At 62.5% G+C, this 22560-nt stretch carries 19 protein-coding genes and 2 pseudogenes; 14 read left to right on the top strand and 7 right to left on the bottom strand.

Annotated features, from left to right (window positions below):
* Positions 1–38 precede the first annotated feature (38 nt).
* Positions 39–1298, top strand: coding sequence for an ABC transporter substrate-binding protein (locus ABID19_RS05280; RefSeq protein ID WP_354488579.1), 1260 nt, complete (start codon positions 39–41; stop codon positions 1296–1298).
* Positions 1299–1382: 84 nt separating this feature from the next.
* On the opposite strand, the gene ABID19_RS05275 is transcribed toward ABID19_RS05280, so the two are convergent.
* From ABID19_RS05275 to ABID19_RS05265, 3 genes are all read right to left on the bottom strand, one after another.
* The gene (locus ABID19_RS05275; RefSeq protein WP_354488578.1) at positions 1383–2300 is read right to left on the bottom strand and encodes a sigma-70 family RNA polymerase sigma factor; all 918 of its coding nucleotides are present in this window, start codon (positions 2298–2300) and stop codon (positions 1383–1385) included.
* A 22-nt stretch (positions 2301–2322) separates the two neighbouring features.
* Positions 2323–2862, bottom strand: a complete 540-nt coding sequence (locus ABID19_RS05270; RefSeq protein ID WP_354488576.1) for a dihydrofolate reductase family protein — start codon at positions 2860–2862, stop codon at positions 2323–2325.
* A gap of 138 nt (positions 2863–3000) precedes the next feature.
* A complete protein-coding gene (locus ABID19_RS05265) occupies positions 3001–3540 on the bottom strand; it encodes an Lrp/AsnC family transcriptional regulator (protein ID WP_354488574.1) in 540 nt (179 codons plus the stop codon).
* A gap of 48 nt (positions 3541–3588) precedes the next feature.
* On the opposite strand from ABID19_RS05265, the gene ABID19_RS05260 reads away from it, so the two are divergent.
* The gene (locus tag ABID19_RS05260) at positions 3589–4761 is read left to right on the top strand and encodes an MFS transporter (protein ID WP_354488572.1); all 1173 of its coding nucleotides are present in this window, start codon (positions 3589–3591) and stop codon (positions 4759–4761) included.
* Between the two features lie 150 nt (positions 4762–4911).
* Positions 4912–5338 (top strand): annotated as a pseudogene (locus tag ABID19_RS05255) (GNAT family N-acetyltransferase).
* 15 nt (positions 5339–5353) lie between these two features.
* Here the strand turns inward: ABID19_RS05255 and ABID19_RS05250 are convergent.
* The 4 genes and pseudogenes from ABID19_RS05250 to ABID19_RS05235 form a co-directional block, all read right to left on the bottom strand.
* Positions 5354–6484 carry an anhydro-N-acetylmuramic acid kinase gene (locus ABID19_RS05250; protein WP_354488570.1) on the bottom strand — a complete coding sequence of 377 codons (1131 nt, stop codon included), beginning with the start codon at positions 6482–6484 and terminating at the stop codon, positions 5354–5356.
* 6 nt (positions 6485–6490) lie between these two features.
* Positions 6491–6621, bottom strand: a pseudogene (locus ABID19_RS05245) (esterase); the annotation flags it as partial.
* Between the two features lie 16 nt (positions 6622–6637).
* On the bottom strand, positions 6638–7561 hold the full coding sequence (murQ, locus tag ABID19_RS05240; RefSeq protein ID WP_354488569.1) for an N-acetylmuramic acid 6-phosphate etherase: 924 nt from the start codon (positions 7559–7561) through the stop codon (positions 6638–6640).
* A 222-nt stretch (positions 7562–7783) separates the two neighbouring features.
* Positions 7784–8455, bottom strand: a complete 672-nt coding sequence (locus ABID19_RS05235) for a FadR/GntR family transcriptional regulator (protein WP_354488567.1) — start codon at positions 8453–8455, stop codon at positions 7784–7786.
* A gap of 206 nt (positions 8456–8661) precedes the next feature.
* Here ABID19_RS05235 and ABID19_RS05230 point away from each other — a divergent pair, with 206 nt between their 5' ends.
* From ABID19_RS05230 to ABID19_RS05180, 11 genes are all read left to right on the top strand, one after another.
* Positions 8662–9540: a fumarylacetoacetate hydrolase family protein gene (locus ABID19_RS05230; protein WP_354488565.1), complete on the top strand. Its 879-nt coding sequence runs from the start codon at positions 8662–8664 to the stop codon at positions 9538–9540.
* Positions 9537–10316 carry an alpha/beta fold hydrolase gene (locus ABID19_RS05225; RefSeq protein WP_354488563.1) on the top strand — a complete coding sequence of 260 codons (780 nt, stop codon included), beginning with the start codon at positions 9537–9539 and terminating at the stop codon, positions 10314–10316. The genes ABID19_RS05230 and ABID19_RS05225 overlap by 4 nt, the downstream gene beginning before the upstream one ends.
* 53 nt (positions 10317–10369) lie before the next feature.
* The gene (locus ABID19_RS05220) at positions 10370–11710 is read left to right on the top strand and encodes a metal-dependent hydrolase family protein (protein WP_354488561.1); all 1341 of its coding nucleotides are present in this window, start codon (positions 10370–10372) and stop codon (positions 11708–11710) included.
* A gap of 62 nt (positions 11711–11772) precedes the next feature.
* The gene (locus ABID19_RS05215) at positions 11773–12774 is read left to right on the top strand and encodes a branched-chain amino acid ABC transporter permease (protein WP_354489465.1); all 1002 of its coding nucleotides are present in this window, start codon (positions 11773–11775) and stop codon (positions 12772–12774) included.
* On the top strand, positions 12771–13799 hold the full coding sequence (locus tag ABID19_RS05210) for a branched-chain amino acid ABC transporter permease (RefSeq protein WP_354488559.1): 1029 nt from the start codon (positions 12771–12773) through the stop codon (positions 13797–13799). The genes ABID19_RS05215 and ABID19_RS05210 overlap by 4 nt, the downstream gene beginning before the upstream one ends.
* A gap of 52 nt (positions 13800–13851) precedes the next feature.
* On the top strand, positions 13852–15099 hold the full coding sequence (locus ABID19_RS05205; protein WP_354488558.1) for an ABC transporter substrate-binding protein: 1248 nt from the start codon (positions 13852–13854) through the stop codon (positions 15097–15099).
* 42 nt (positions 15100–15141) lie between these two features.
* Entirely contained in the window at positions 15142–15912 is a 771-nt protein-coding gene (locus ABID19_RS05200) for an ABC transporter ATP-binding protein (protein WP_352936160.1), read from the top strand.
* Positions 15905–18151 carry an ABC transporter permease gene (locus tag ABID19_RS05195; RefSeq protein ID WP_354488557.1) on the top strand — a complete coding sequence of 749 codons (2247 nt, stop codon included), beginning with the start codon at positions 15905–15907 and terminating at the stop codon, positions 18149–18151. Before ABID19_RS05200 ends, ABID19_RS05195 begins: the two co-directional genes overlap by 8 nt.
* A 79-nt stretch (positions 18152–18230) precedes the next feature.
* The gene (locus ABID19_RS05190) at positions 18231–20417 is read left to right on the top strand and encodes a flotillin domain-containing protein (protein WP_354488555.1); all 2187 of its coding nucleotides are present in this window, start codon (positions 18231–18233) and stop codon (positions 20415–20417) included.
* Positions 20418–20495: 78 nt separating this feature from the next.
* Entirely contained in the window at positions 20496–20933 is a 438-nt protein-coding gene (locus ABID19_RS05185; RefSeq protein WP_354489463.1) for an SRPBCC family protein, read from the top strand.
* A gap of 10 nt (positions 20934–20943) precedes the next feature.
* A complete protein-coding gene (locus ABID19_RS05180) occupies positions 20944–22488 on the top strand; it encodes an SRPBCC family protein (RefSeq protein ID WP_354488554.1) in 1545 nt (514 codons plus the stop codon).
* The last annotated feature ends 72 nt before the right edge of the window (positions 22489–22560 follow it).

The raw sequence follows: 22560 nt of genomic DNA, 5'->3' as shown, positions 1-22560 counted from the left end.
GACATCAATGAGAGTCGTGTAACGAAAGGGGAACAACAATGAAAAAGACGATACTTCAGATCACCACCGCGCTGGCTCTGCTGACAGCCGCCGGTGCAGCGCAAGCCGCCGATTGTAAGATCACGGTCGGCCTCGTCATGGAACTGACCGGCCCGGCCGGCGAATACGGCCAGGCCGGCGCCAAGTCGGTCGAAATGGCCTTCCGCGATATCAATGACGCCGGCGGCGTGCGCGGTTGCGACCTCGCGACCGACACCCGTGACAGCCAGAGCCAGGGCAACATTGCGGTCGACGCCGCAACCCAGCTTGTGCAGGTCAAGAAGGTGCCGGTGATCATCGGCGGCATCATCTCCTCGGTGTCGATTCCGATCCTGACCTCGGTCACCGCTCCTGCCAAGATCGTCCAGGTGTCGCCCGCTTCCTCGTCGCCGACGCTGACGGCGCTCGGGCGCGACGGCAAGACCAACGGCATCTTCTTCCGCACCATCACCTCGGATGCGCTGCAGGGCGTCGCCGCAGCCAAATACGCCATCGACAAGGGCTTCAAGAAGCTGTCGGTCATCCACGTCAACAACGACTTCGGCGTCAACATGGTGGCGGAATTCTCGCGCGCCTATAAGGCGCTTGGCGGCACCATCGTCTCCGACACGCCCTATAATGAAAAGCAGTCGAGCTATGCCTCGGAAGTCACGGCGGCAATGGCCGGCGAGCCCGACGGGCTTTATCTCGTCAGCACGCCTGTCGATGGCGCGACCATTGCCCGTACCTGGATCTCGCAGGGCGGTGTCCAGAAGTTCCTGCTCAATGATGGCATGAACAGCCCGGACTTCATCGAATCCGTCGGCGCCGATTACCTGAAAGACGCTTATGGCACTTCCTCGGGCACCAGCCCGACCGCGTCGACCGAATATTTCACCAAGAACTACAAGGAATTTTCGGGCATCGAACCATCGAATCCGGCAGCCGACCGGTCCTATGATGCCGGCGCCATCGTCGGCTTGGCAATCGCCATTGCCGGTTCCGAGGAGCCGGCCAAGATCAAGGACGCGATGTACAAGGCGGTCGACCCGGCCGGCACGCCGATCTACGCCGGCAAGGACGAGTTCGCCAAGGCGCTCGGCCTGATCAAGGATGGCAAGCCGATCCGCTACGAAGGCGTCATCGGCCCGGTCGCCTTCGACAAATACGGCGACATCACCGGCCCGTTCCGCCTCTGGAAGATCGTCGACGGCAAGGTGACGACCGACGGCGAAATGACGACGGATGACGTCAACGCCCTGCAGGCGAAGCTTCAGTAAGGCGCCTATATCTGTCCGGCATCATTTCATCGAGGTTGATGCCGGACACTTGCATCGTCCTGTTTGTACCCGAGCGTTCGCCGGTTAGTCCGGGATGGAAATGACCACCGCCCTGGCCGCCGGCATCATCCAGGGACAGGCGTAATAATCGGCAATGCGGTTTATGACCCCGTCGACCGCCTCGATCCGAACCGGATGGGCTGGTTTCCAACCGTCTTCGCCGCGGTGGAGCACGAGCAGCACCGCTTCGCCATCGATCTCACCAGTCACAATCTTCCAGGTCATTTGGGCATTTTCGTACTCGACAAAATAGGGCGATTCCGACAGCCGGCCCTTGAAGCAATCCGCAACCCGCAATTGGGCATCGGCGCTGGTCAACGCCCGCACGCCGTCCCAGTCACGGCGGTTGAAGAGTTCGACATAACGGTTGAGCAATTTTGAAAGCTCGGGATCGCGCTGGGACTCCGAACGGACGATTGGTTTGTTTGGCAGCATCGCCAGCTTGGAGCGTCCACGGCTCAACGCCGCCTTGACGCCACCCACGGTCGAGTCGACGAGGCCGGCGATCTCTTCCAGCGAATAGTCGAATACATCCTTGAGCAGGACGCAGGCGCGTTCCTTGGGCGGCAGGTGGATCACCAGCCGTTCGATCGCGCGATCGGCGCCCTGGCCCGCCGGTTCGACCGGCAGGATGATCTCGTCTTCGACGAAATTGGCCTCCGCACGCTCGCGCGCCTGTCTGCTTCGCAGGAAATCGATGCAGCGATTATGCGCAATGCGAAACAGCCAAGGGCGAAGGGAGCTCGGATCGTCAAGTTTCTCGATCTTCCGATAGGCTTCAAACAGCGCTTCCTGCATAACGTCTTCGGCATCAAGCGTCGAATCTGTCATGCGTGCGCAGTAGCGATGCAATCGTCCACGCAAATGCGTGACCGTCTCCAGGAAGGCGGCGTAGCGGACGTCAAAAAGTCCGGTGGGATCGATTCTTGGCTGCATCTTCATGGCATCAATATCCAGTGACGGATCATCGTGGGATATAGGTCAGCGTGATGACGCCGTTCTCGAACCGGTGCGTGTTCACAAGCTCCAGCTTGACCAGGGACGGGTCGACATCCTGGAAAGCGCGTTTGCCCTGGCCCACACGGGTGGGCACGATGGAGAGCTGATACTCGTCGACAAGCTTGTTGGCGAGCAGCGTCTGGTCGAGATTGCTCACCCCATATTTCAATATGTCCCCGCCGGCCTGCTGCTTGATCCGAGCGATTTCGGCGGCGACATCACCCACGATCAGCGACGCGTTCCAGCTCACGTCTTTGAGGCTGCGCGATGCGACAAGCTTCTTCAGCCCGTTCATGCGATCCATATACTTGCTGCCCTTGACCTGCGGCCAGCGCGCCGAAAACATTTCATAGGTCACGCGACCGAGCAGGAAAAAATCCGCCTCGCCAGCCTTTTGGTAAGAATGCTCCCTGGCTTCCTCGTCGAAGAAGGGCGAAGCCCAATCCATTGGTGCTTCGATGACGCCGTCCAGCGAAACGAAGCTGCCCACGATCAATTTTCTCATTGCATGTCTCCGGTTGCGCAGCAGGCCTTCCCGTCATGATCGAGAACCGGCGAACGAACCGGTCCCTCGATCGTGACAAGGCCGATAGCTAAGACGGTCCCGGTACGATTTTGGATACGTGCTTGAAGATCGTTTGAGCTAATAGAGCGGCTTGGCCATGTGCCGGGGCGTTGGCCATTCGGTCGTGATCCCGGGCTGCACCGGCCGCTCCAAATAAGTCGACAGAACCACGTAGCTTCGCGTCGAGGTGACGCCGGGCGTTTCGTAAAGCCGCGACAGCAGGCCTTCGAGCGCCCGAGTATCCTCGGTGCGGACCTTGATCAGCATGCATGTGTCGCCGGCCACTGAATGAATCTCCTCGACTTCCGGGTGCTCGGAAATCGCCATCAGTTCGGGGGTCTTTCCCCAGCCCTTGGTGTCGATGTGCACAAAAGCGAGCAACGGCTTGCGCACTGCCTTGGGATCGATGATTGCGGCGGTGTTACGGATGGCGCCGCTGCGCCGAAGCCGCTTCACCCGTTCATGGGCTGCCGGCGGCGACAGGCCGACCCGTTCGCCGAGCTCGGCATAGCTGATCGTGGCGTCGCCGACCAGGACGCCTAATATTTTTCGGTCGGTTGCGTCGACATCGCGGGCAGTAGGCCTGTTCTGCGGAATGCCATCTGTTTCTTCATCCATAATGAAATTCCTTGTTGATACAGAATTTAATACGGCCACTATCGCTGTATGACGAACAGTGATCAAGTCGCAACATTGACGGCAAGGCCGCCTATCCCGGCACTCGCTTATCTGCTCACCGGATGCATTGCCGTGATCGGCTCGAACTCGCTGGTTCTCGGTCCGATAGCACCGGCGGTGGCCGCGTCGTTTGCGACAAGCGTGCCGGCCGTCATGATCGCGTCCGCCGCGTTCGGTCTCGGAACATCCGCCAGCGCCTTGTTCCTGGCGCGCTATATCGATCGGCTTGGCGCTCGCCGCATGCTGCAAGGGGCCTTGCTGCTGCTTGCGATAGCGCTCCTCGCCAGCGCCGCTGCGCCGACGGTGACGGCGCTGGTTTCGGCCCAGCTTCTCGCCGGCGTCGCCGCTGGCGTCGCCATGCCGGCAATCTATGCCAGCGCCGCGGCGATCGCGCCGCCTGGCCGCGAAAGCGGGACGATCGGCGTCGTGCTGACCGGATGGACGCTCAGCATGGTGGCCGGCGTGTCATTGTCGGCGGTGCTTGCCGACCTGCTGCATTGGCGCGCCGTTTTCGCGGCTGTCGCGGTGCTTGCGGCGCTCGCGTTGATCGGCCTTACGCTAACGTCGCTGAGCGACGTCAGGAAAGGCGGCCCGGCGCCGACGCCGCTCGGCGCTTTGGCCGTGCCGGGCATAGTGCCGCTTCTGGTTGCCTGCGGCGCCTTCATGACCGCCTTCTACGGCGTCTATGGCTATCTCGGCGATCACCTTCACAACGGATTGGGACAGCCAGTCAGCGCTAACGGCTTGGCCGCACTCGCCTATGGCGCCGGCTTCGGCATGGGGGCACTTCTTGACGGCGTCATCGATCGGCTGGGTGCGCGACGCGTCATGCCGTTCGCCTATCTGCTGGTCGCAATCGTCTATGTCGCGCTTGCCGCATCAAGCGGCAGTTTCGGCTTGACCATCGCGATGGTGGCGGTCTGGGGCCTCGCCAATCACTTCGGACTGAACGTCCTGGTGATGCGCCTTTCGGCGCTCGATCCGGCGCGGCGCGGCACGATCATGGGTTTGAACAGCGCGGTGACCTATCTCGCGGTGTTTGTCGGCACCACGGCCTTCGGACCGCTCTATTCCAGCTTTGGTTTTGCGGCATCGGCCGTGGTTGCAGCGTTGCTCATGCTGGTTGCCGCTTCGGCGGCGGCGTGGCATTCGCCGCGGTAGTCGCGGACTATCGCAAGTCGCCGGTTTAAGCCACGCGGCGGCAAAACTTGCGCGCCGCTCCCGCCTGTCGATAAATGCAAATGAAGGTGCCACAGCGTCCGGAATGGCGCTGTATACCGATATCCGGCTGTGAACCCGTCTGGACATGCGATGAACACGACGCTTGAAATCACCGCCGCCCCTTCGCCGAAAGAGCTCGCTTTTCTCGGCGAGCGGCTCAGCGCGTTCAACGACAGCGATGTCGGCACGGCCAACAGGGAGGCGCTCGCCGTGTTCGTGCGCGACGAGCACGGTGCGGTTGTCGCCGGCATCTCGGGATACACCGCCTGGGGCTGGCTCTATGTGCAATGGCTGTGGGTCGATGAGCGATTGCGCGGCCAGCGCATGGCCGGCCGGATGCTGGACGCAGCCGAACAGGAAGCCGTCGCGCGCGGCTGTCATGGCGCCCTGATCGACACGTTCAATCCGAAAGCGGCCAAGGCTTATGAGCGTCAGGGATATCGGCCCTTTCGGCGTGCTTCCCGATTTTCCCGTCGGCCGCGCCCGCGTCTTCCTGCAGAAGAAATTGTTGGCTTAGAGCATCTTGCTCTAGTTAGCCGGCGAGGCGTCCGCCGCGCATCGGCTGTGGCACACCGGTGGTGGTCGGAAAGCTGATCGGCAGGCCCCTGAGCACGCGAACCGCAAGGAAGGCAAAGCACTCCGCCTCCACCGCGTCGCCTTTCCAGCCGAGCGCCTCCGCCGGCACGGCTTCGACGCCGGCGCGGCTGGCAAGCATGGCCATGATCGTCGGGTTGTGACGGCCGCCACCGCTGACCACCAGCCTCTTCGGCCGATGCGGAAGGAGGTCGAGCGCCTTGCCGACGGCGGCGGCGGTGAATGCCGTCAGCAGCGCTGCGCCATCCTCAGCGTTCATCCCGTCCGCCATGGCCGCGCCGAAATCGAACCGGTCCAGCGACTTTGGATAGGGCTTGGCCAGATAGGGATGCTGCAACAGTTTGGCCAGCCGGGCTTCGTCCACTGTGCCGGTCCGCGCGAGCGCACCGTCGCGGTCCATCTCGCCAAGCCCCTTCGCCTTGATGAAATCGTTCAGCGGCGCGTTGGCCGGCCCGGTGTCGAAGGCGACGACATTGTCCTTGCCGTCCCACCAGGTGATGTTGGCGACGCCGCCGAGATTGAGCACGGCCGTGTCGCCGCTGGCGTCGGTATCGCGTAGCAGCGCGGCGTGATAGGCGGCGGACAGCGGCGCGCCTTGCCCACCGGCGCGCATGTCGGCCGAGCGGAAATCATAGGCCACTTTGGTGCCCAGAATGGCATGCATCAGGGCACCATCGCCGAGCTGTCGGGTCTGGCCGAGCCGGCCGACTTGCGGAGCGCGATGCAGCACGGTCTGGCCATGAAAGCCGACGACCCCGATATCGGCCATCGACAGCCCGTAGCTTTCGACCAGGTTCTTGACGGCTGCGGACTGGGCGCGCGTCAGGGCTTCTTCAGCTTCGCGAAAGATCGCCGGCTCCGGTCCGGCGAAATTCCACCCCCTGGCTTGGCGCAGCGTCTCCTCCAGCAGGGTCCGGATCGATCTGGGGTAGGGTGCGAGCGTGTAGGTGCCGAAATCCTCGATCCGTTCGCCGTCGGTCTTGATCAGTGCAACATCGATATTACCGTCCAGCACGGTGCCGGTCATCAGGCCGACGGCCCAGATCGGTTCCCCAGTTTTCGCAATCATGATTTGTTAGGCTCCGTTGACGAGGTCGCCGACCGATTGGCGAAGAGCTGCGATTCCGTTGTTGAAATGATGTGTCGGATGGATCCGGCTGGTGAGCAAGGTCCATGCCTTGCCTTGTCGAAGTCGATCCACAGCCCCGGTATCCGCACGGCTTCACAATGCCTTTTCGCCTACTGCCTTTCGCAGGAAACCTCCGGCATTGCCAAGTGCCTTGCGCGCTTCTTCGACGCTCATGCCGGTCATCGTCACCAGTATCGCCAGCTTCACGTCATTGCCGGTCTGGTCGAGCGCCTGTCGTGCTTGGCGTGCCCCGCAACCAGTCGTCTGCATCACGATCCGGACCGCTCTGGCGAGGAGCTTTTTGTTGCTGGGATTGAGATCCACCATCAGGTTTTGGTAGCTCTTGCCAATGCGGATCATGCTGGCGGTCGTCAGCATGTTGAGAACCAGTTTTTGCGCCGTCCCCGACTTCAGCCGGGTCGAGCCGGCGAGAACCTCAGGGCCGACAAGCGGAGAGATGGCGATGTCGGCAATGCCGGCGATGGTCGATCCGGGATTGCAGGAGAGCGCCACAGTTGTGGCCCCCACTTGCCTTGCATAGGTCAAGCCGCCGATCACATAAGGTGTGCGCCCGCTGGCAGCGATACCGACCACGACATCGTCGGCGGTCAGCTTGATCTCCTGCAATGCTCTCATGCCTTGTTTCGGATCGTCCTCGGCGCCTTCCGCGGCCCGCGCCAGCGCCTTGGAGCCGCCAGCGATCAGGCCGAGAACCATATCCTCGCGCACGCCAAATGTCGGCGGACACTCCGAGGCGTCGAGGAGCCCCAGTCGGCCGCTCGTGCCGGCGCCCATATAGACAAGCCGCGCACCTTTTTGAAACGCAGTAACGATCCGGTCTACCGCCGCAGCAATTTCCGGGATGACCTTCTCGACGGCGGCCGGAACGCCGCTGTCCTCGTCATTGATCCTGTGCAGAACCTCGATGGTCGGCAATAGGTCGATGTCCATCGTCTTTGGGTTCCGCTCCTCGGAAACCAACCGCCCCAGCTTCGACATCAATTCTTGTTGGCCCATCCGCCTGCTTTCAAGTTCTTGCCGTCGGCCCTAAATAATGTGATGCCGCGCCGAGTGCCAACCAGTACCAGCTGGCTCGGTTTTGTGTCGGCCATTCCTGTTCAAATGCGGACCGCGCCGTTGCATTATCTGGCCGGGCGTCGGTATTTCGTCGCTCAGCCGGTCGACCTCGGCCGCGGTCCAAGAAGCTGGACTCGCGCCGAGAGGGTGCGGCTTTCGGAACTACCGGCCCAGAAGGTTGCGCTCGACTGTCTTGAGATGGGCAAGCATCGCTTGGTTGGCGCCTTCCGGATCACGATGCAGCAATGCGTCCAATATGGCCTGATGCTCGTCGCAATAGGTTTGCCGCCGCTCTTCCGAAAACGAACGTTTCTTCATTTCGAACCAGGGCGACTGGTTGCGGATCGTGCGCATGAGATTATGGATCTCTTTCAGGAAATCATTGCGGCAGCATGCAAAAACGCGGTGATGGAATTCGGCGTCCCAATGCTCGAAGTTCGGCATGTCCTCGGCCTCGCATGCGGTCTGGTGTGCTTCACGAACCGCGTTCAACTCCGCCATGCTGGCGTTGGTCGCGGCGAAGGCCGCCGCGGCCGGTTCCAGCAACTGCCTGATCTCCATCATGTCGGCAGGGCTGGTGCCCTCCATCCGCGCGACTGTCGCTGCGATGGAGCCCGGATTGGTTGCGGTCAGGAAGGTGCCTCTTCCCACATGCCGGACAACCGTTCCGTCGTCCTCCAGGAAACCGACGGCGCGCCGCACCGTATTGCGCGCGACGCCGAACTCGACCGCCAAATCGCGCTCGGGTGGCATCCTGCCGTCTTCAAGCCATTCCCCGGATGAAATCCGCTTCTTGAGCATTGTGGCGATGTCGTTGGCGACGAGCTTGGGCATCCGGCAAATGTTCTTATCTGATCCAATGTTGAGCCAATAGTATCAGCGTTTGCACCGTTGGTCTAGCGCCTGAGCGAATCCAGGCGCCTATAGTGGCGTATTTTATCGGGTTCTCCTCAAAACTCCTCTTGCAGCCTAAACCAATCGGCGGTAGCGTGTAGTGAAAGAGCGGATATTGGCTCATAAAAGGTTCAGGGAGAGACGGGATGAGGGTCGCGACATTTTCGATCGCAGGTGAGCGTCGCGTCGGAATTGTCGACCTCGACAGTCAGTCGGTCGCCCCTTTTGATATCCCCGTCGAGCAGGCACAATTGGGAGTGCTGGCGCTATTGCGGCGGAACGGGGCCGGGATGCCGCGGACGCTTTCACCGCTGCCGCTCGCGCAGGTCGAACTCGACGCACCAATACCGCTGCCTGCCCGCAATATCTTCTGCGTCGGCAAGAACTATTACGAGCATGCGCACGAATTTGCGCGCAGCGGCTTCGATTCGAGCGCCGGTTCAGGCGCCATTCCACAGCACCCGATCATTTTCTCGAAAGTCCCGGAATCGGTCGTGGCAACGCATTCGAGCGTGCTGATCGACCCTTCCGTGTCGACGGCGATCGATTATGAGGCGGAACTGGCCGTCATCATCGGCAAAGGCGGGCGCGGCATTTCGAAGGCGGACGCTTACGATCATGTCTGGGGCTACACGATCGTCAACGACGTCACCGCGCGCGATCTGCAAGGCAAATACAGCCAGTGGCTGATCGGCAAGTCGCAGGATACTTTTTGCCCGATGGGGCCGTGGGCGATCACCAAGGACGAGTTCGATCTAGAAAACGCCTCGGTGCGCTGTTTCGTCAACGATGATCTTCGCCAGAACTCCAAAATATCGCTGCTCATCTTCGATATTCCGACGATCATCTCGACGCTGTCGCAAGGCATCACCTTGAAGCCGGGCGACATCATCGCCACCGGCACGCCGGTTGGCGTCGGCATCGGCTTCGATCCGCCGAAATATCTCAAGGCCGGCGATCTTGTCCGGGTCGAGATCGACGGCATCGGCACGCTGGAGAACCGGATCGTGGAGCGGGTCCAATGACGACTGTCACCGTCGGCCAGATTGTTGCTGAAGTCACCGGCGAGGGTCACCCGGTCGTCATGATCCACGGCCTCGGCGGGACATCGAACATGTTCCAGCCGCAGATGGAGACGCTCTCGGTCTACCGTGTCATCCGGCTCGATCTGCCGGGTTCCGGGCGCTCGGCAAAGCCGCTCGAGCCGCTGACGATCCAGATCATGAGCGAAGCCGTCATTCGCGCCATGGCTGGCATAGGCGTGACGCGAGCCCATTTCGTCGGCCATTCCATGGGCACGATCGTGTGTCAGCAGATTGCAGTAACCCAGCCGTCGCTGGTGAGTTCGCTGGCGCTGTTCGGTGCACTGGCCGAGCCCATCGAGGCGACGCGGCAAGGCCTTGGCAACCGGGCACGGCTGGCACGCTCGGGCGGTATGGCCGACATTGCCGACCAGATCGTCGCCAATGCACTATCGGCGCATACCAGGGAAACGTCGCCCGCAGCCGTCGCCTTCGTGCGCGAATCCATCACCAGGCAGGATCCGGAATCCTACGCTCGCACCTGCGAAGCCCTGGCCAAGGCGACGGCCGTCGATGTCAGGCGGATTTCGGCGCCGACCTTGCTGGTCACCGGCGATGCCGACATGGTCAACCCGATGAGCGTCGGCCAGGCGCTTGCCGACAGGATTAAGGGGGCCATATTCTCGTCTCTCGATCGGTGCGGACATTGGGCGACGGTAGAGTGCCCCCGCGAAAGCAGCCAGAAGCTCGCCGATTTTTTGAGACGCGTTGATAGGTGAGGATCGGAATTCGGGCGTAAAAAAGTGCGCTCGACAGTTTGGGAGGTTTTCTGATGGCAGACGACGGCTGGAACGGCAACGGTTCGGGCAATACGCTCTTTACCAATGTGCGTGTGCTCGATGCGACCGGGGAGTATCCATACACCGGCGAAGTGCTGGTCCAGGGTAACCGCATCAAGCAGATCACCAAGGGCTCATCGCGCTTTGGCTCCTCCTCTGCGTCGTCGTCCTATGCCGGCGCGCCCGCAGGTGTCACGACGATCGACGGCATGGGCGCGACGTTGATGCCCGGCATGATCGACGCGCATCTGCATTTGTCCTGGAACAACGCACCCGGCATCGACCCGATCCAGATGATGGAGGTCGAAGAGCACATGCTGGTCACCATGGAGATGGCCAAGCTGGTGCTCGATGCCGGCTTCACCGCGGGCAGGGGGGCGGCAGCCGCCAAGCCCCGCCTCGACGTCGTTGCCAAGAAGTTCATCAACCAGGGTCGCTTCCCAGGCCCGCGTTACCTCGCGGCGGGGCCGGAAATCACCACCGTCGGCGGCCTCGGCGATTCCGCGCCTTCGCACATCCCGCATGAAGGCCTCAACCTAGGCATCGTCGTCTCGGGTCCCGAAGAGATCCGCCGCACGGTGCGCCAGTTGATCAAATACGGCGTCGATTCGATCAAGCTCAATCTGTCCGGCGAGAGTATCACCGGCATGGGCGCCGAAGAGACACCGATGTCGGAGGAAGAGGTTGCCATGGCCGCCTCCGAGGCACGCTGCCGTAACAAGGTGCTGTCGGCCCATGCGCGTTCGTCCGGCTCGGTCAAACAATGCATCCGCCACGGCATCCAGAACATCTACCATGCCTCGTTTGCCGACGAAGAATCGCTCGACATGCTCGAGGCGGCGAAGGACAAGCATTTCGTCGCACCCGGCATTGCCTGGCTGATCAACACCGCGCGCCATGCCGAGCAGTGGGGCATCAAGCCCGGATCGCCGCTGTCGCTCGAATATGAGCGCGAACTCGAAATGTGCGTCGACACGATGAAGAAGATGCACCGGCGCGGCATCCGCGTGTGCATTGGCGGCGACTATGGTTTTGCCTGGACGCCGCAAGGCACCAACGCCAAGGACATCCATACCTTCGTCGAGATGCTCGGCTTCTCGCCGATGGAAGCGATCCAGGCCGGAACCAAATATGGCGGCCAGATCATGGGCATGGGTGATGAACTCGGCATGATCAAGGAAGGCTATCTCGCCGACCTCCTGCTGATAGACGGCGACCCGATTGCCGACGTGCGCATCCTGCAGGACAAGAACCGCATCCTCGCCATCATGAAGGACGGCAAGTTCCACAAGGCGCCGCGCTTGAATGAGCAGCGCCGCCGGCTGACGGCATGAGCATCCTCGACCAGCCATCGTCGTCGTCCCAGCTATCCTCCTCGTCAGTGGCGGGTGGGGGCATGACGCGCCGGCAGGCATGGGGCCTTTTCTGGCTGCTTGCCGCCGCGCTCATCGCATGGCTGGTCTTCGCCGTCTGGCCGGCTTGGCTGAACGCCATCCTGATCTCGAAGAAGGCTTTCGTCAGCGCGATCCTCAACGGGGTCACACTGGCTGGCCTCTATTTCCTGGTTGCCAGCGGCTTTACGCTGATCTTCGGGCTGATGCGCAATGTCAATCTTGCGCATGGCTCACTTTATCTGCTCGGCGCCTATATCGGTTACGAAGTGGCGAACCGCACCGGCTATTGGCTGCTGGGTGTCGCCGCCGGCTTCATCGTTCTGGCGGCGGTCGGCATCGTCATGCAGATTTTCGTCTTCCGTCGCCTGGAAGGCGACGACCTGCGCCAAACGCTGGTCAGCATCGGCATCTCGATCGTCGCCGCCGACCTGATGCTGGCCGTCTGGGCCGGCGGCACCTATCAGATCGCGGTGCCGGAATGGCTCGACGGTGCACTGACGCTCCCGGTGATCACCGCGGTGCGATCGAACGGCGCATCGGTTTTTCTCACCTATCCGCTCTACCGCCTTGTCGTGCTGGCGGCGGCGATCGTCATCGGCGTCGGTCTCTGGCTGATGCTGAACAAGACGCGCGTCGGCATGATGATCCGCGCCGGCGTCGATGATCGCGCCATGCTGTCGGCCTCCGGCGTCAACGTGCATGCAGTATTTGCCATCGTCTTTGCCGTCGGCGCCGGGCTTGCCGGCTTTGCCGGCGTCGTCGGCGGCTCGGCGCTCTCGGTCGCGCCCGGCGAAGATATCCGCTATTTGCTTGCTTCGCTTGTCGTCGTCATCGTCGGCGGCATGGGCTCGATATCAGGCGCCGCTATTGGCGCACTGCTGATCGGCCTCGCCGAGCAGATTGGCCTCGTCTATTTCCCGACTTACGGCATCGTGCTCACCTTCGTCATCATGGTGGTGGCGCTGGCCGTCCGGCCGCAAGGCATCATGGGGAAAGCGCGATGAGCCTGACCCTTGCCGCGGATGCCCGAGCGCCCCAACAGACATGGCTGGAAAAACTCGGCCCGGGCCACATTATCCTGGCCGTTGCCCTGGTCCTCTATCCGCTGGTGGCATCGGATTTCTTCCTGACGCAGATCGGCGGCTATTCGCTTATCTTCGGCATGCTCGCTTTGTCGCTGATGATGCTGGCGGGTTATGGCGGCATGGTCAGCCTGGCGCAGATCACCGTCGCCGGCATCGCCGCCTATGCCATCGCCATCCTCGGCAACAACAATTCGAACGTGCTCGGCTTCGGCTGGCCGTGGTGGCTGGCGGCGCCTTTCGCTGTAATGGCGGCCGCGGTGGCATCGGCGCTGATCGGCTGGATCTCGGTGCGCACCGAAGGCATCTACACCATCATGATCACGCTGGCGATCGCCACCGCCACCTACTATTTCGCCCAGCAGAACTACGCGATCTTCAATGGCCATTCCGGATACGCCGGCATCCACGCTCCCTCGTTCTGGGGCATCAACTGGCGCGATCCGAAAGCCTTCTATTACCTCTGTCTCGGTTTTGCGGTCCTGTCCTATGCGGCCATATTCTACGGCTCCCGCTCCACCTTCGGCTTGACCTTGCAGGCGATCCGCGACAACCCGCGGCGGATGCGCGCGCTAGGCTATGACGTCACCGCGCACAAAGTCTTCGCCTGGTTCCTCGCTGGCATCATTGCCGGTCTGGCCGGTGTGCTCCTGGTCTGGTTCAACGGCCGCGTTTCGCCCGGCACCATCGGCGTGGACGCCGCGCTCGATGTGCTGATCATCGCCGTCATCGGCGGCTTGCGGCATCCGATCGGCCCTTTCTTCGGCGCGCTCGTCGTAGTCCTGATGCAGACCTTCGCCATCGACATCGTCGGAGCCGAGCGTTTCAACACGCTGATCGGCCTTGTCTTCCTGGTGATCGTCTTCGTCTCGCCAGACGGAATTCTTGGGTTGTGGGGGAGGATCAAACCGCATCTTGCCCAGGAGTCCTTGCGTCCCGGCCCCTAGTCGCCGGGATGGAATGAACCACTGCGAAAACGTCAATCAAAGGGAGGAAAACATGAGGATACATCGACGCACACTGCTTGCGCTGGCGCTGGCGACTGGGCTGGTCGCTCCGTCGCTTTCGCTTGCTGCCGACGACACGATCAAGATCGGCCTGCTCGCCACCTTCGAGGGCCCATTCACGGTACTCGGCGAAGATGGAGAGCGTGGCGCGAAGACGGCGCTCGACGAGGTCAACGGCATGGTCGCCGGCAAAAAGGTCGAGATCGTCAAAGGATCGTCCGACGCCTCTCCGGACAGCGCCGTGCGCGCAGCGCGCAAGCTGGTCGAGCAGGACGGCGTCAAGGTGCTGGTCGGTCCGCTTTCGGGCGATGAGGGTCTGGCCGTCAAGGACTATGCCAAGACCCAGCCGACCGTGACATTCCTCAATGGCGCCTCGGCAGCCCAGGACACGACATTCCGCAATCCGGCGGACAATTTCTTCCGCTTCGGAACGGACGGCGCCCAGTGGATGGCGGGCCTAGGCACCTATGCCTTCACCGACAAGGGTTACAAGCGGGTCGCCACCGTCGCCGAGGATTATTCCTTCCCGTACACGCAGGTCTTCGGCTTCATGGCCGAGTTCTGCAAGGCCGGCGGCCAGGTGCCGTCCAAGTCCTGGGTGCCGATCGGCAACAAAGACTACTCCTCCGTCATCGCCGCCATTCCCGACGATGTCGACGCCATCTATGTCGCACTCGGCGGCGCCGATGCCGTGAATTTCCTGACGCAATACCAGCAGTCCGGCGGCTCGGCACCCTTGATCGGTGGCTCCATTACCGTCGACCAGACCGTGCTGACCTCGAAGGGCAAGTTGCGTGACGTCCTGATCGGCACGCCGGCCGCCGGCCCGACTGCCGATACCAACGACTCCCCATCGTGGACGAAATTCGTCGAGCAGTACAAGAAACAGCCCGGCGCCTTCCCGTCGCCCTCGCTCTTTGCCCATGCCTATTACATCAACATGAAAGCCGCGCTGCTCGGCCTCGACAAGGTCGGGGGCGACGTGTCCGATGGCGGCGCAAAGCTGCGAGATGCACTTTCGACGCTTTCGTTCGAGACGCCGACCGGCAAGGTTTCGCTCGACAAGAACCGTAACGCGATCGCCGACATCTACCTGACCGAGGTCACCGAAGGTTCGGATGGCAATCTCATGAACAAGCTGATCAAGGTTATTCCGCAGGTCAACCAGACCCTCGGAATACCGGAGGCGGATTTCACTGCGCTTGGCGCCGTCAGCCGTGACAATCCGAGCTGCCCGTAACCGGCCGTAACGCGGGAGCGATCGCCAGTGGCCGAAAACGACATGGCAGCCCGTCTGCAGGGAACCGGTGCCTATGCACTGGAACTGGACGGCGTTGCGCGTCATTTCGGTGCTCTGGTGGCGCTCTCGGGCATCAATATGAGGATCGCGGCCGGCGAACGGCGCGCGGTTCTCGGCTCCAACGGCGCCGGCAAGACCACACTGTTCAATGCCGTGACCGGCGACTTTCTGCCGACCGCGGGCCGCATCCGTTTTTTCGGCGAGGATATCACCGACCTGCCGCCGCATGAACGCATCCGGCGTGGCCTGAGGCGCACCTATCAGATTTCGCAACTGTTCAAGGGCCTGTCGGTCCTCGATTCCATCTTCCTGGCATGCCGGGGCGTGTCGCGCCGGCGGTTCTCGTTGCTTCGACCCAAGGCAACCGACGTCAACAGGGTGCAGGCGGAATCGATCCTGCACGCTGTGCATCTGGAAGCCTGGCGCGACGCGCTGGTGGCGACGCTCAGCCATGGCCAGCAACGGCAGTTGGAGATCGCATTGGCGCTGGCCGGTGCACCTCGCTTCATCCTGTTCGACGAACCGGCGGCAGGGCTGTCGCCGACCGAGCGCCGCGATCTGGTGGCGATCCTCAATGGGCTGCCGAAGCATATCGGCTATGTTATCATCGAACACGATCTCGACGTTGCGCTGCGTGTCTCGGAGTATGTTTCGATGATGCACAATGGCCGCTTGTTCAAGGAGGGCACGCCGCAAGAGATCGAAGCTGATCCGGAGGTCCAGGAAATCTATCTCGGAGGCAAGCATGGCTGAACGCCGCGTTCCTGCCGGCCCCATATCTCCGTTCGGCCCAACGCCTCCGTCCAGGAAGGCGGTCCTCAGAATAGAGGATCTGCAAGTCTATTACGGCGAGAGCCATGCGCTGCAGGGCGTGTCACTGACGTTGGACAGCGGCGTACTGTCGGTCGTCGGCCGCAACGGCATGGGCAAGACGACGCTCTGCAACACTATCACAGGCTTGAAGCGCGCGCGCTCCGGGTCGATCCGGGTCAACGGCCGCGAGATTTCCTCACTCGAACCGCATGAGATTCACCGGCTCGGTGTCGGCTACGTACCGCAGGGCCGCCGCGTCTGGCCAAGCCTGACGGTCGACGAGCATCTGCGCCTCGCGGCCGGCAACCGGCGTGATGCGAATTGGACGGTCGAGCGCGTCTATCAGATCTTTCCGCGCCTCGCCGAACGCCGGACCAATGGCGGATCGCAGCTCTCGGGCGGCGAACAGCAGATGCTGGCGATCTCGCGCGCGCTGCTGAGCGACCCCAAGCTGCTGGTCATGGACGAGCCGACCGAGGGGCTCGCACCTGTCATCGTCGAGCAAGTCGAGCGAATGCTGGTGACGCTGGCCGAGGAAGGCGAGATGGCGATCCTCGTCATCGAACAGAATATCGGCGTCGCCACCGCTGTGTCCGATCGCGTCGCCATTATGGTCAACGGGCGCGTCAACCGGGTCATGGATGCCGCAGCACTTGCCGCCGACCGTGAACTGCAGCAGCGACTGCTCGGTGTCGGCCGCCATTCAGACGAGTCCGCTATGACGCCAGCGGCGGCGGCACAGGCGCAACAACAGCTGGCCGAAGTCTATCGCATCGATCGAGGTGCTTCGCAGGACGCTGCTCCGCAGGACGGTATCTACCGCCCGGTGACCGAACTGCCGAACCGCTGGAATGTGCCGGTGACGGCGATGCGGCAAGCGGCGGTCGAGAAGGCAGCGCCGCAGGACGAGCTGAAAAAAATCTTCGCCATACCCTTCGCCGAGCGCATCGGCAGGACCGTTCTGGTCGCCGGCACTTTCGACACCAAGGCCAAGGAACTGCGCTTCGTCGCCGATCGCCTGAAATCGCTGGGTGTGCCGGTGCGCACCGTCGACCTGTCGACGTCGGGAAAGCCGTCGAGCGCCGATGTTCCCGCCATGCAGGTCGCCGGCATGCATGCGCTGGGGTCTTCGGCCGTTTTCATCAATGATCGCGGCGGTTCGGTAAGCGCCATGGCCGAAGCCTTTGCGCGCTGGATCGAGCGCGAGCCGCGCATCGGCGGGGTTATTTCGGCGGGCGGTTCCGGCGGCACCACGCTGGCCACGGCTGGCATGCGCAGGCTGCCCGTCGGTATACCTAAGCTGATGGTCTCGACGGTCGCCGCCGGCGACGTCGCCAAATATGTCGGTGGGGCCGACATCATGATGTTCCATTCGGTGGCAGACGTTCAGGGGTTGAACTCGATTACCGAACAGGTGCTTTCCAACGCCGCGCATGCGATGGCGGGTATGGTCGCGCAGCTTCCCAATGCCGAGGCATGGGAGGCCAAACGCAAGCTGGCGCGTCCGGCCGTCGGCATCACCATGTTCGGCGTCACCACGCCGGCAGTGCAGGCGGTGACCAAGCGTCTTGAAGCGGACTATGACTGTCTTGTCTTCCATGCCACCGGAATTGGTGGGCGCGCCATGGAAAATCTCGGTGACTCCCGGCATCTCTCAGCCTTCCTCGACCTGACCACGACCGAAGTCGCCGACATGATTGTCGGCGGCGTGTTCCCGGCGACCGACGACCGCTTTGGCGCGGCGATCCGCACCGGCTTGCCCTATGTCGGCTCGACCGGGGCGCTGGACATGGTCAATTTCGGCCCGCGCGATACGGTGCCGGAGAAATTCAGAAGCCGTAACTTCGTCATCCACAATCCGAATGTCACGCTGATGCGGACCACGCGCGACGAGAACCGTGCCTTCGGCGAATGGATCGGCGCGCGGCTCAACGCCATGAATGGCCCGGTGCGGTTCCTGCTGCCGGAGGGCGGCGTGTCGATGCTCGACGCCCCAGGCCAGCCGTTTCACGATCCGGAGGCCGACAATGCGCTGTTCGAGGCGATCGAGAAGACCGTCCGCCAGACGCCGCTGCGCCATGTCGAGCGCGTCCGGTCGAACATCAACGAACCGTCTTTCGTCGACGCAGCCATCAACGCGTTCCACGCGATCACGCCGAAATTGCAGAGGCGGGCGTGATGGTTTTCGCGTTGGCGGATTATGGAATTGATGCCGGTCGCCGGTGGCTGACCGCATCCTGTTTGGGAGGGTAGAAAGAATGGCCGCGCAGACCTTTGGCGCTTTCCTTTTGTGGCTGATCATTGCCGCGATCGTCGTGGTGATCGCCGTCTATGTTCTCAGATGGCTTTATCGTCGCTCGACCAAGGAGACGGCGTTCGTGCGCACCGGCTTCATGGGCGAGAAGGTGGTGGTCAATGGCGGCGCCTTCGTCATTCCGGTGCTGCACGAAATCACGCCGGTCAACATGAATGTCTCGCGCATCGAGGTGCGCCGCGAAGATGGTTTTGCGCTGATCACCAAAAACCGGATGCGCGTCGATCTGGTCGCCGAGTTCTTTGTCCGTGTCGGGGCGAGCCGCGAGCTGGTTGCCGCAGCCGCTCAGACGCTCGGCCGCCGTACGCTGCAGCCCGACAGTCTGCGCGAACTGCTTGAAGGCAAGTTTGCGGGCGCCATGCGCACGGTCGCGGCCCAGATGACGCTCGAGGAGATGCACGAACTGCGCGGCGACTACGCCGCCAAGGTCCGCCAACTCGCCTCGGAATCGCTCGCCGCCAACGGGCTCGAACTGGAGAGCGTCGCCATCGTCGACCTCGACCAGACCAGCCTCGAATATTTCGACCCCTCCAACGCCTTCGACGCCGAAGGCCTGACCCAGCTCACCGAATCGATCGAGACCCGGCGCAGGATGCGCAACGAGATCGAGCAGCGCACGCTGGTCGATATCCGCAACCAGAACCTCGACACCCAGCGCAAGGTGCTGGAGATCGACCGCGACACCGAATATGCCCGCCTCGAACAGGAGCGCGAAGTCGAGATACGCCGCGCCTCGCAGCGTTCCGAACTCGCCATCGAGCGCGCACTGCGCGACCAGGAGTCGGAGCAGGCGCAGCTTTCTTCGCGCGAAGCGGTCGAGAAATCGCGCCTCAACCAGGAACGCAACATCACCGAGGAGCGCATCAAGAACGAAGAAGACACCCAGCGCCGCGAGATTGCCCGACGCCGTGCGCTCGATGAGACGGAAATGAAAATGCGCGAACTGACCGAGCGCGAGCAGATAGCGCTCGAGCTTGCGCTGGAGAAGGCGCGCATCGAGCGTGAAGGCACGCAGAGCCAACTGGAGATCGAGCGCAAGAAGGCGCTCGAAATCGCCGAGCTCGAACGTCAGATCGCCTTGGCGGAAAAAGCGCTCGAGGTCACCAGGGCCGAAGCGGAAAAACGCCGCGCCGAAATTGTCGAGAACCAGACGACCGAAACGGCCCGTATCGATCAGGAGCGCGCCATCGACGAAGTGAGGATTGCGCGGGAGCGTCACCTCGAAGCGCTGCAGATCGCCAAGCGCCAGGCTTTCGAGGAAGCCGAGATATCTGCCAGCGAAGAGGTCGAGCGCGCCCGCATCACCACCGAGCGCGGCATCGAGGAAGCCCGGCTGATCAAGGACCGTGACCTGCGCCAGCTTGGTGTCGACCGCGATCAGAAGATCGAGATCGCCGAGATCCAGAAGGCCATCGACATCGCCAAGAAGACGCAGGAGCGGTCTTCTGCGATCGCTGCTTCGGAAGCGGTCCGCGCCAAGGCCATCCAGGCCGAGGAACAGGCCTTCACCGCCCGCGAGCGCGAGATCGCCGAGCGCCGCAAGCTGACCGACCTGATCGCCGCCGCCCGTGAGGCAGAGCGCGAGGCCCTGCGCATAACCGCGGCGGCCGATGCCGAGATGAAGGCTGCCAAAAGCCTCGCCGAAGCCCAGAAGATCGCTGCCGTCGCCTCGGCCGAATCCGAAAAGATTCATGCCCTTGCCGCGGCCCAGCGCTACGAGGTCGACGCCGCCGGTCACCGCCAGCTCAACGAGGCCGAAAACCTGCTCTCCAATGAGGCTCGCGCCGGCCGTCTCCGCGGCAAATTGCTCGACCATATGGAAGGCATCATCCGCGAAAGCGTCAAGCCGATGGAGAAGATCGAGGGCATCAAGATATTGCATGTCGATGGCATCAATGGCGGCCCCGGCGGCAACCGCAACGTCACCGACGAAGTGATCGATTCGGCGCTGCGCTATCGGGTACAGGCGCCGATGATCGACAATCTCATGAAGGAGATCGGCATCGAGGGCGGTTCGCTCGGACGGATGACCGACGTTTTGCGCGATGCCAAGGACATTTCGAGCCTGACCCGCGACAAGAAAGGCAAGGGCAAGATCAGCAAGGATGACGATGACGATCGCGACCGCTGACTTGATCGTGCAGTCCATGCGGTTCGCAATCGAATCGGAATGTCTCGGCCGCTTGTGTCACGCTGGCGGCTGCCCGGCATGACCAAGGTCTATGTTTCCTCGGTCATTCCGGCGCCGGCGGCGGAGGTCTGGAAGGTCGTTCGCGATTTCAATGGGCTGCCAAGCTGGGCGCCGTTCGTCACCGAAAGCCGCATCGAGCAAAATGCGCATCCCGACCAGATCGGTTGTATCAGAAATTTCGTGCTCAGGGATGGCGGGCGGATTCGCGAAAGATTGCTGGCGCTGTCCGACTATGACCTGTCCTGCAGCTACGCGATCCTGGAAAGCCCGATGGCGGTGGAAAATTACATCTCAACGCTGTCGCTGACGCCGATCACCGACGGCAATTTGACCCTGGCCGAGTGGCAGGCGGAGTTCGACTGCGCCCCCGAGCGCGAGGCGGCGCTGACGCACCAGATCGGCACCGGCGTATTCCAGGCTGCGCTCAGCGCACTCAAGCAGCGCTTCGGGCGCTGACGCCTGCGCTATGGTTCAAGTCCGCCAGAGCACGATCATCGATGCGCCGATCGAGGACGTCTGGTCCATTTTGCGCGACTTCAATGGCCATGAGCGCTGGCATCCAGCGGTCTTATTCAGCGAGATCGACGGGGGCGAGCCGGTCGATGCGGTGGGGTCGGTGCGTCATTTCCGGCTGGCCGACGGCGGCGAATTGCGCGAGCAGCTTCTGGCGCTGTCCGATAAGGACTTTCGGCTGAGCTATTGCCTGCTCGAAGCACCGCTGCCGCTGATGGGTTATGTCGCATCGATCCGACTGAAGCCGGTGACCGACGGCAACGCCACCTTCTGGGAGTGGCGCTCCGAGTTCCATCCACCGGCGCATCGCCGCGACGAGCTGGTCAAGCTCGTCACCGAGGGCATCTACCAGGCCGGTTTTGAGGCTATTCGCAATCTTTTGCGTCGAAAGCCGACGATCCCACCTACCCACGCGAGAGCGCCGGTGGTCGCTCCGACACCATCGGCAGCCCTGCCGCGGAGCGCTCCGGCAATATCTTCCGGGCCCACATCTTCCGGAGCCACGACTTCGGGCCTGATCGAGAGAACCAGGGCGATCCTCGTCGAGCGCTATGGCGGGCCGGAGGTGCTGCAGCTGAAAGACATCGCATTGCCGCCGCCCGCGCCGAACGAGGTGCAAATTCGTCATACGGCGATCGGCGTCAATTTCATCGACGTCTATTGCCGCACCGGCTATTTCGACCTCCTGCAGCCGCCTGATGTGCCCGGCATGGAGGCTGCAGGCGTCATTGAAGCGCTTGGTTCGGAGGTTTTAGGCTTTTCAGCCGGCGACCGCGTCGCCTATGCCTGCCCGCCGGTCGGCGCCTATGCCGAGCGGCGCAACATGGCGCCCGATCTGCTGGTTCGGCTCTCGGACGACGTTTCGGACGAGACTGCAGCAGCGAGCCTGCTCAAAGGCGTCAGCGCGAGTTTCCTGCTGCACGACGTCCATGCCGTGCAGCCAGGCTCCGTCGTTCTCATTCACGCCGCCGCCGGCGGTATCGGCCAGCTTCTGGTGCAGTGGGCCCGCCATTTAGGGGCAACGGTCATTGCCACGGTATCGAGCGACGACAAGGCGCGGATCGTCGAACGTCTTCGCGCGCATCACGTCATCGTTTATTCGCGCGATAATTTCGCTGAAGCCGTTATGCGCCTGACCGGCGGCGCTGGTGCCGATGTCGCCTATGACGCGGTCGGCAACGACACGTTCGGCGGTTCACTAGCGGCACTCGGCATTCGCGGCCATCTCGTCAGTTTCGGCCAAGCCTCCGGACCGGTCGGCAACTGGGATATCGGCCGATTTGCATCGAAGTCGATCACCATATCGCGTCCCAATTACGCCCATTATACCGACACTCCGGCAAAGCTTTCGCCGCACGTCGATCGTTTCTTCGCAGCGCTACGGCAAGGCTTCGTCAGGATCGAGCCCCCCAGACGCTACAGCCTGACCAATGCCGGCGAGGCCCACCGCGACCTCGAATCCAGGCAGACCACGGGCGCATTGATGCTGGTGCCGTAGCCACCGCTCTGCTCAGTACACCCGCTAGACCGGCATCACTGTGCCTCCCGCGCAAACAAATGTTGACAAAGT

Source organism: Mesorhizobium robiniae (assembly GCF_040545535.1).
GTDB classification, from domain to species: Bacteria; Pseudomonadota; Alphaproteobacteria; order Rhizobiales; family Rhizobiaceae; genus Mesorhizobium; species Mesorhizobium robiniae.
This window is presented reverse-complemented; position numbering and strand designations above follow the sequence as displayed.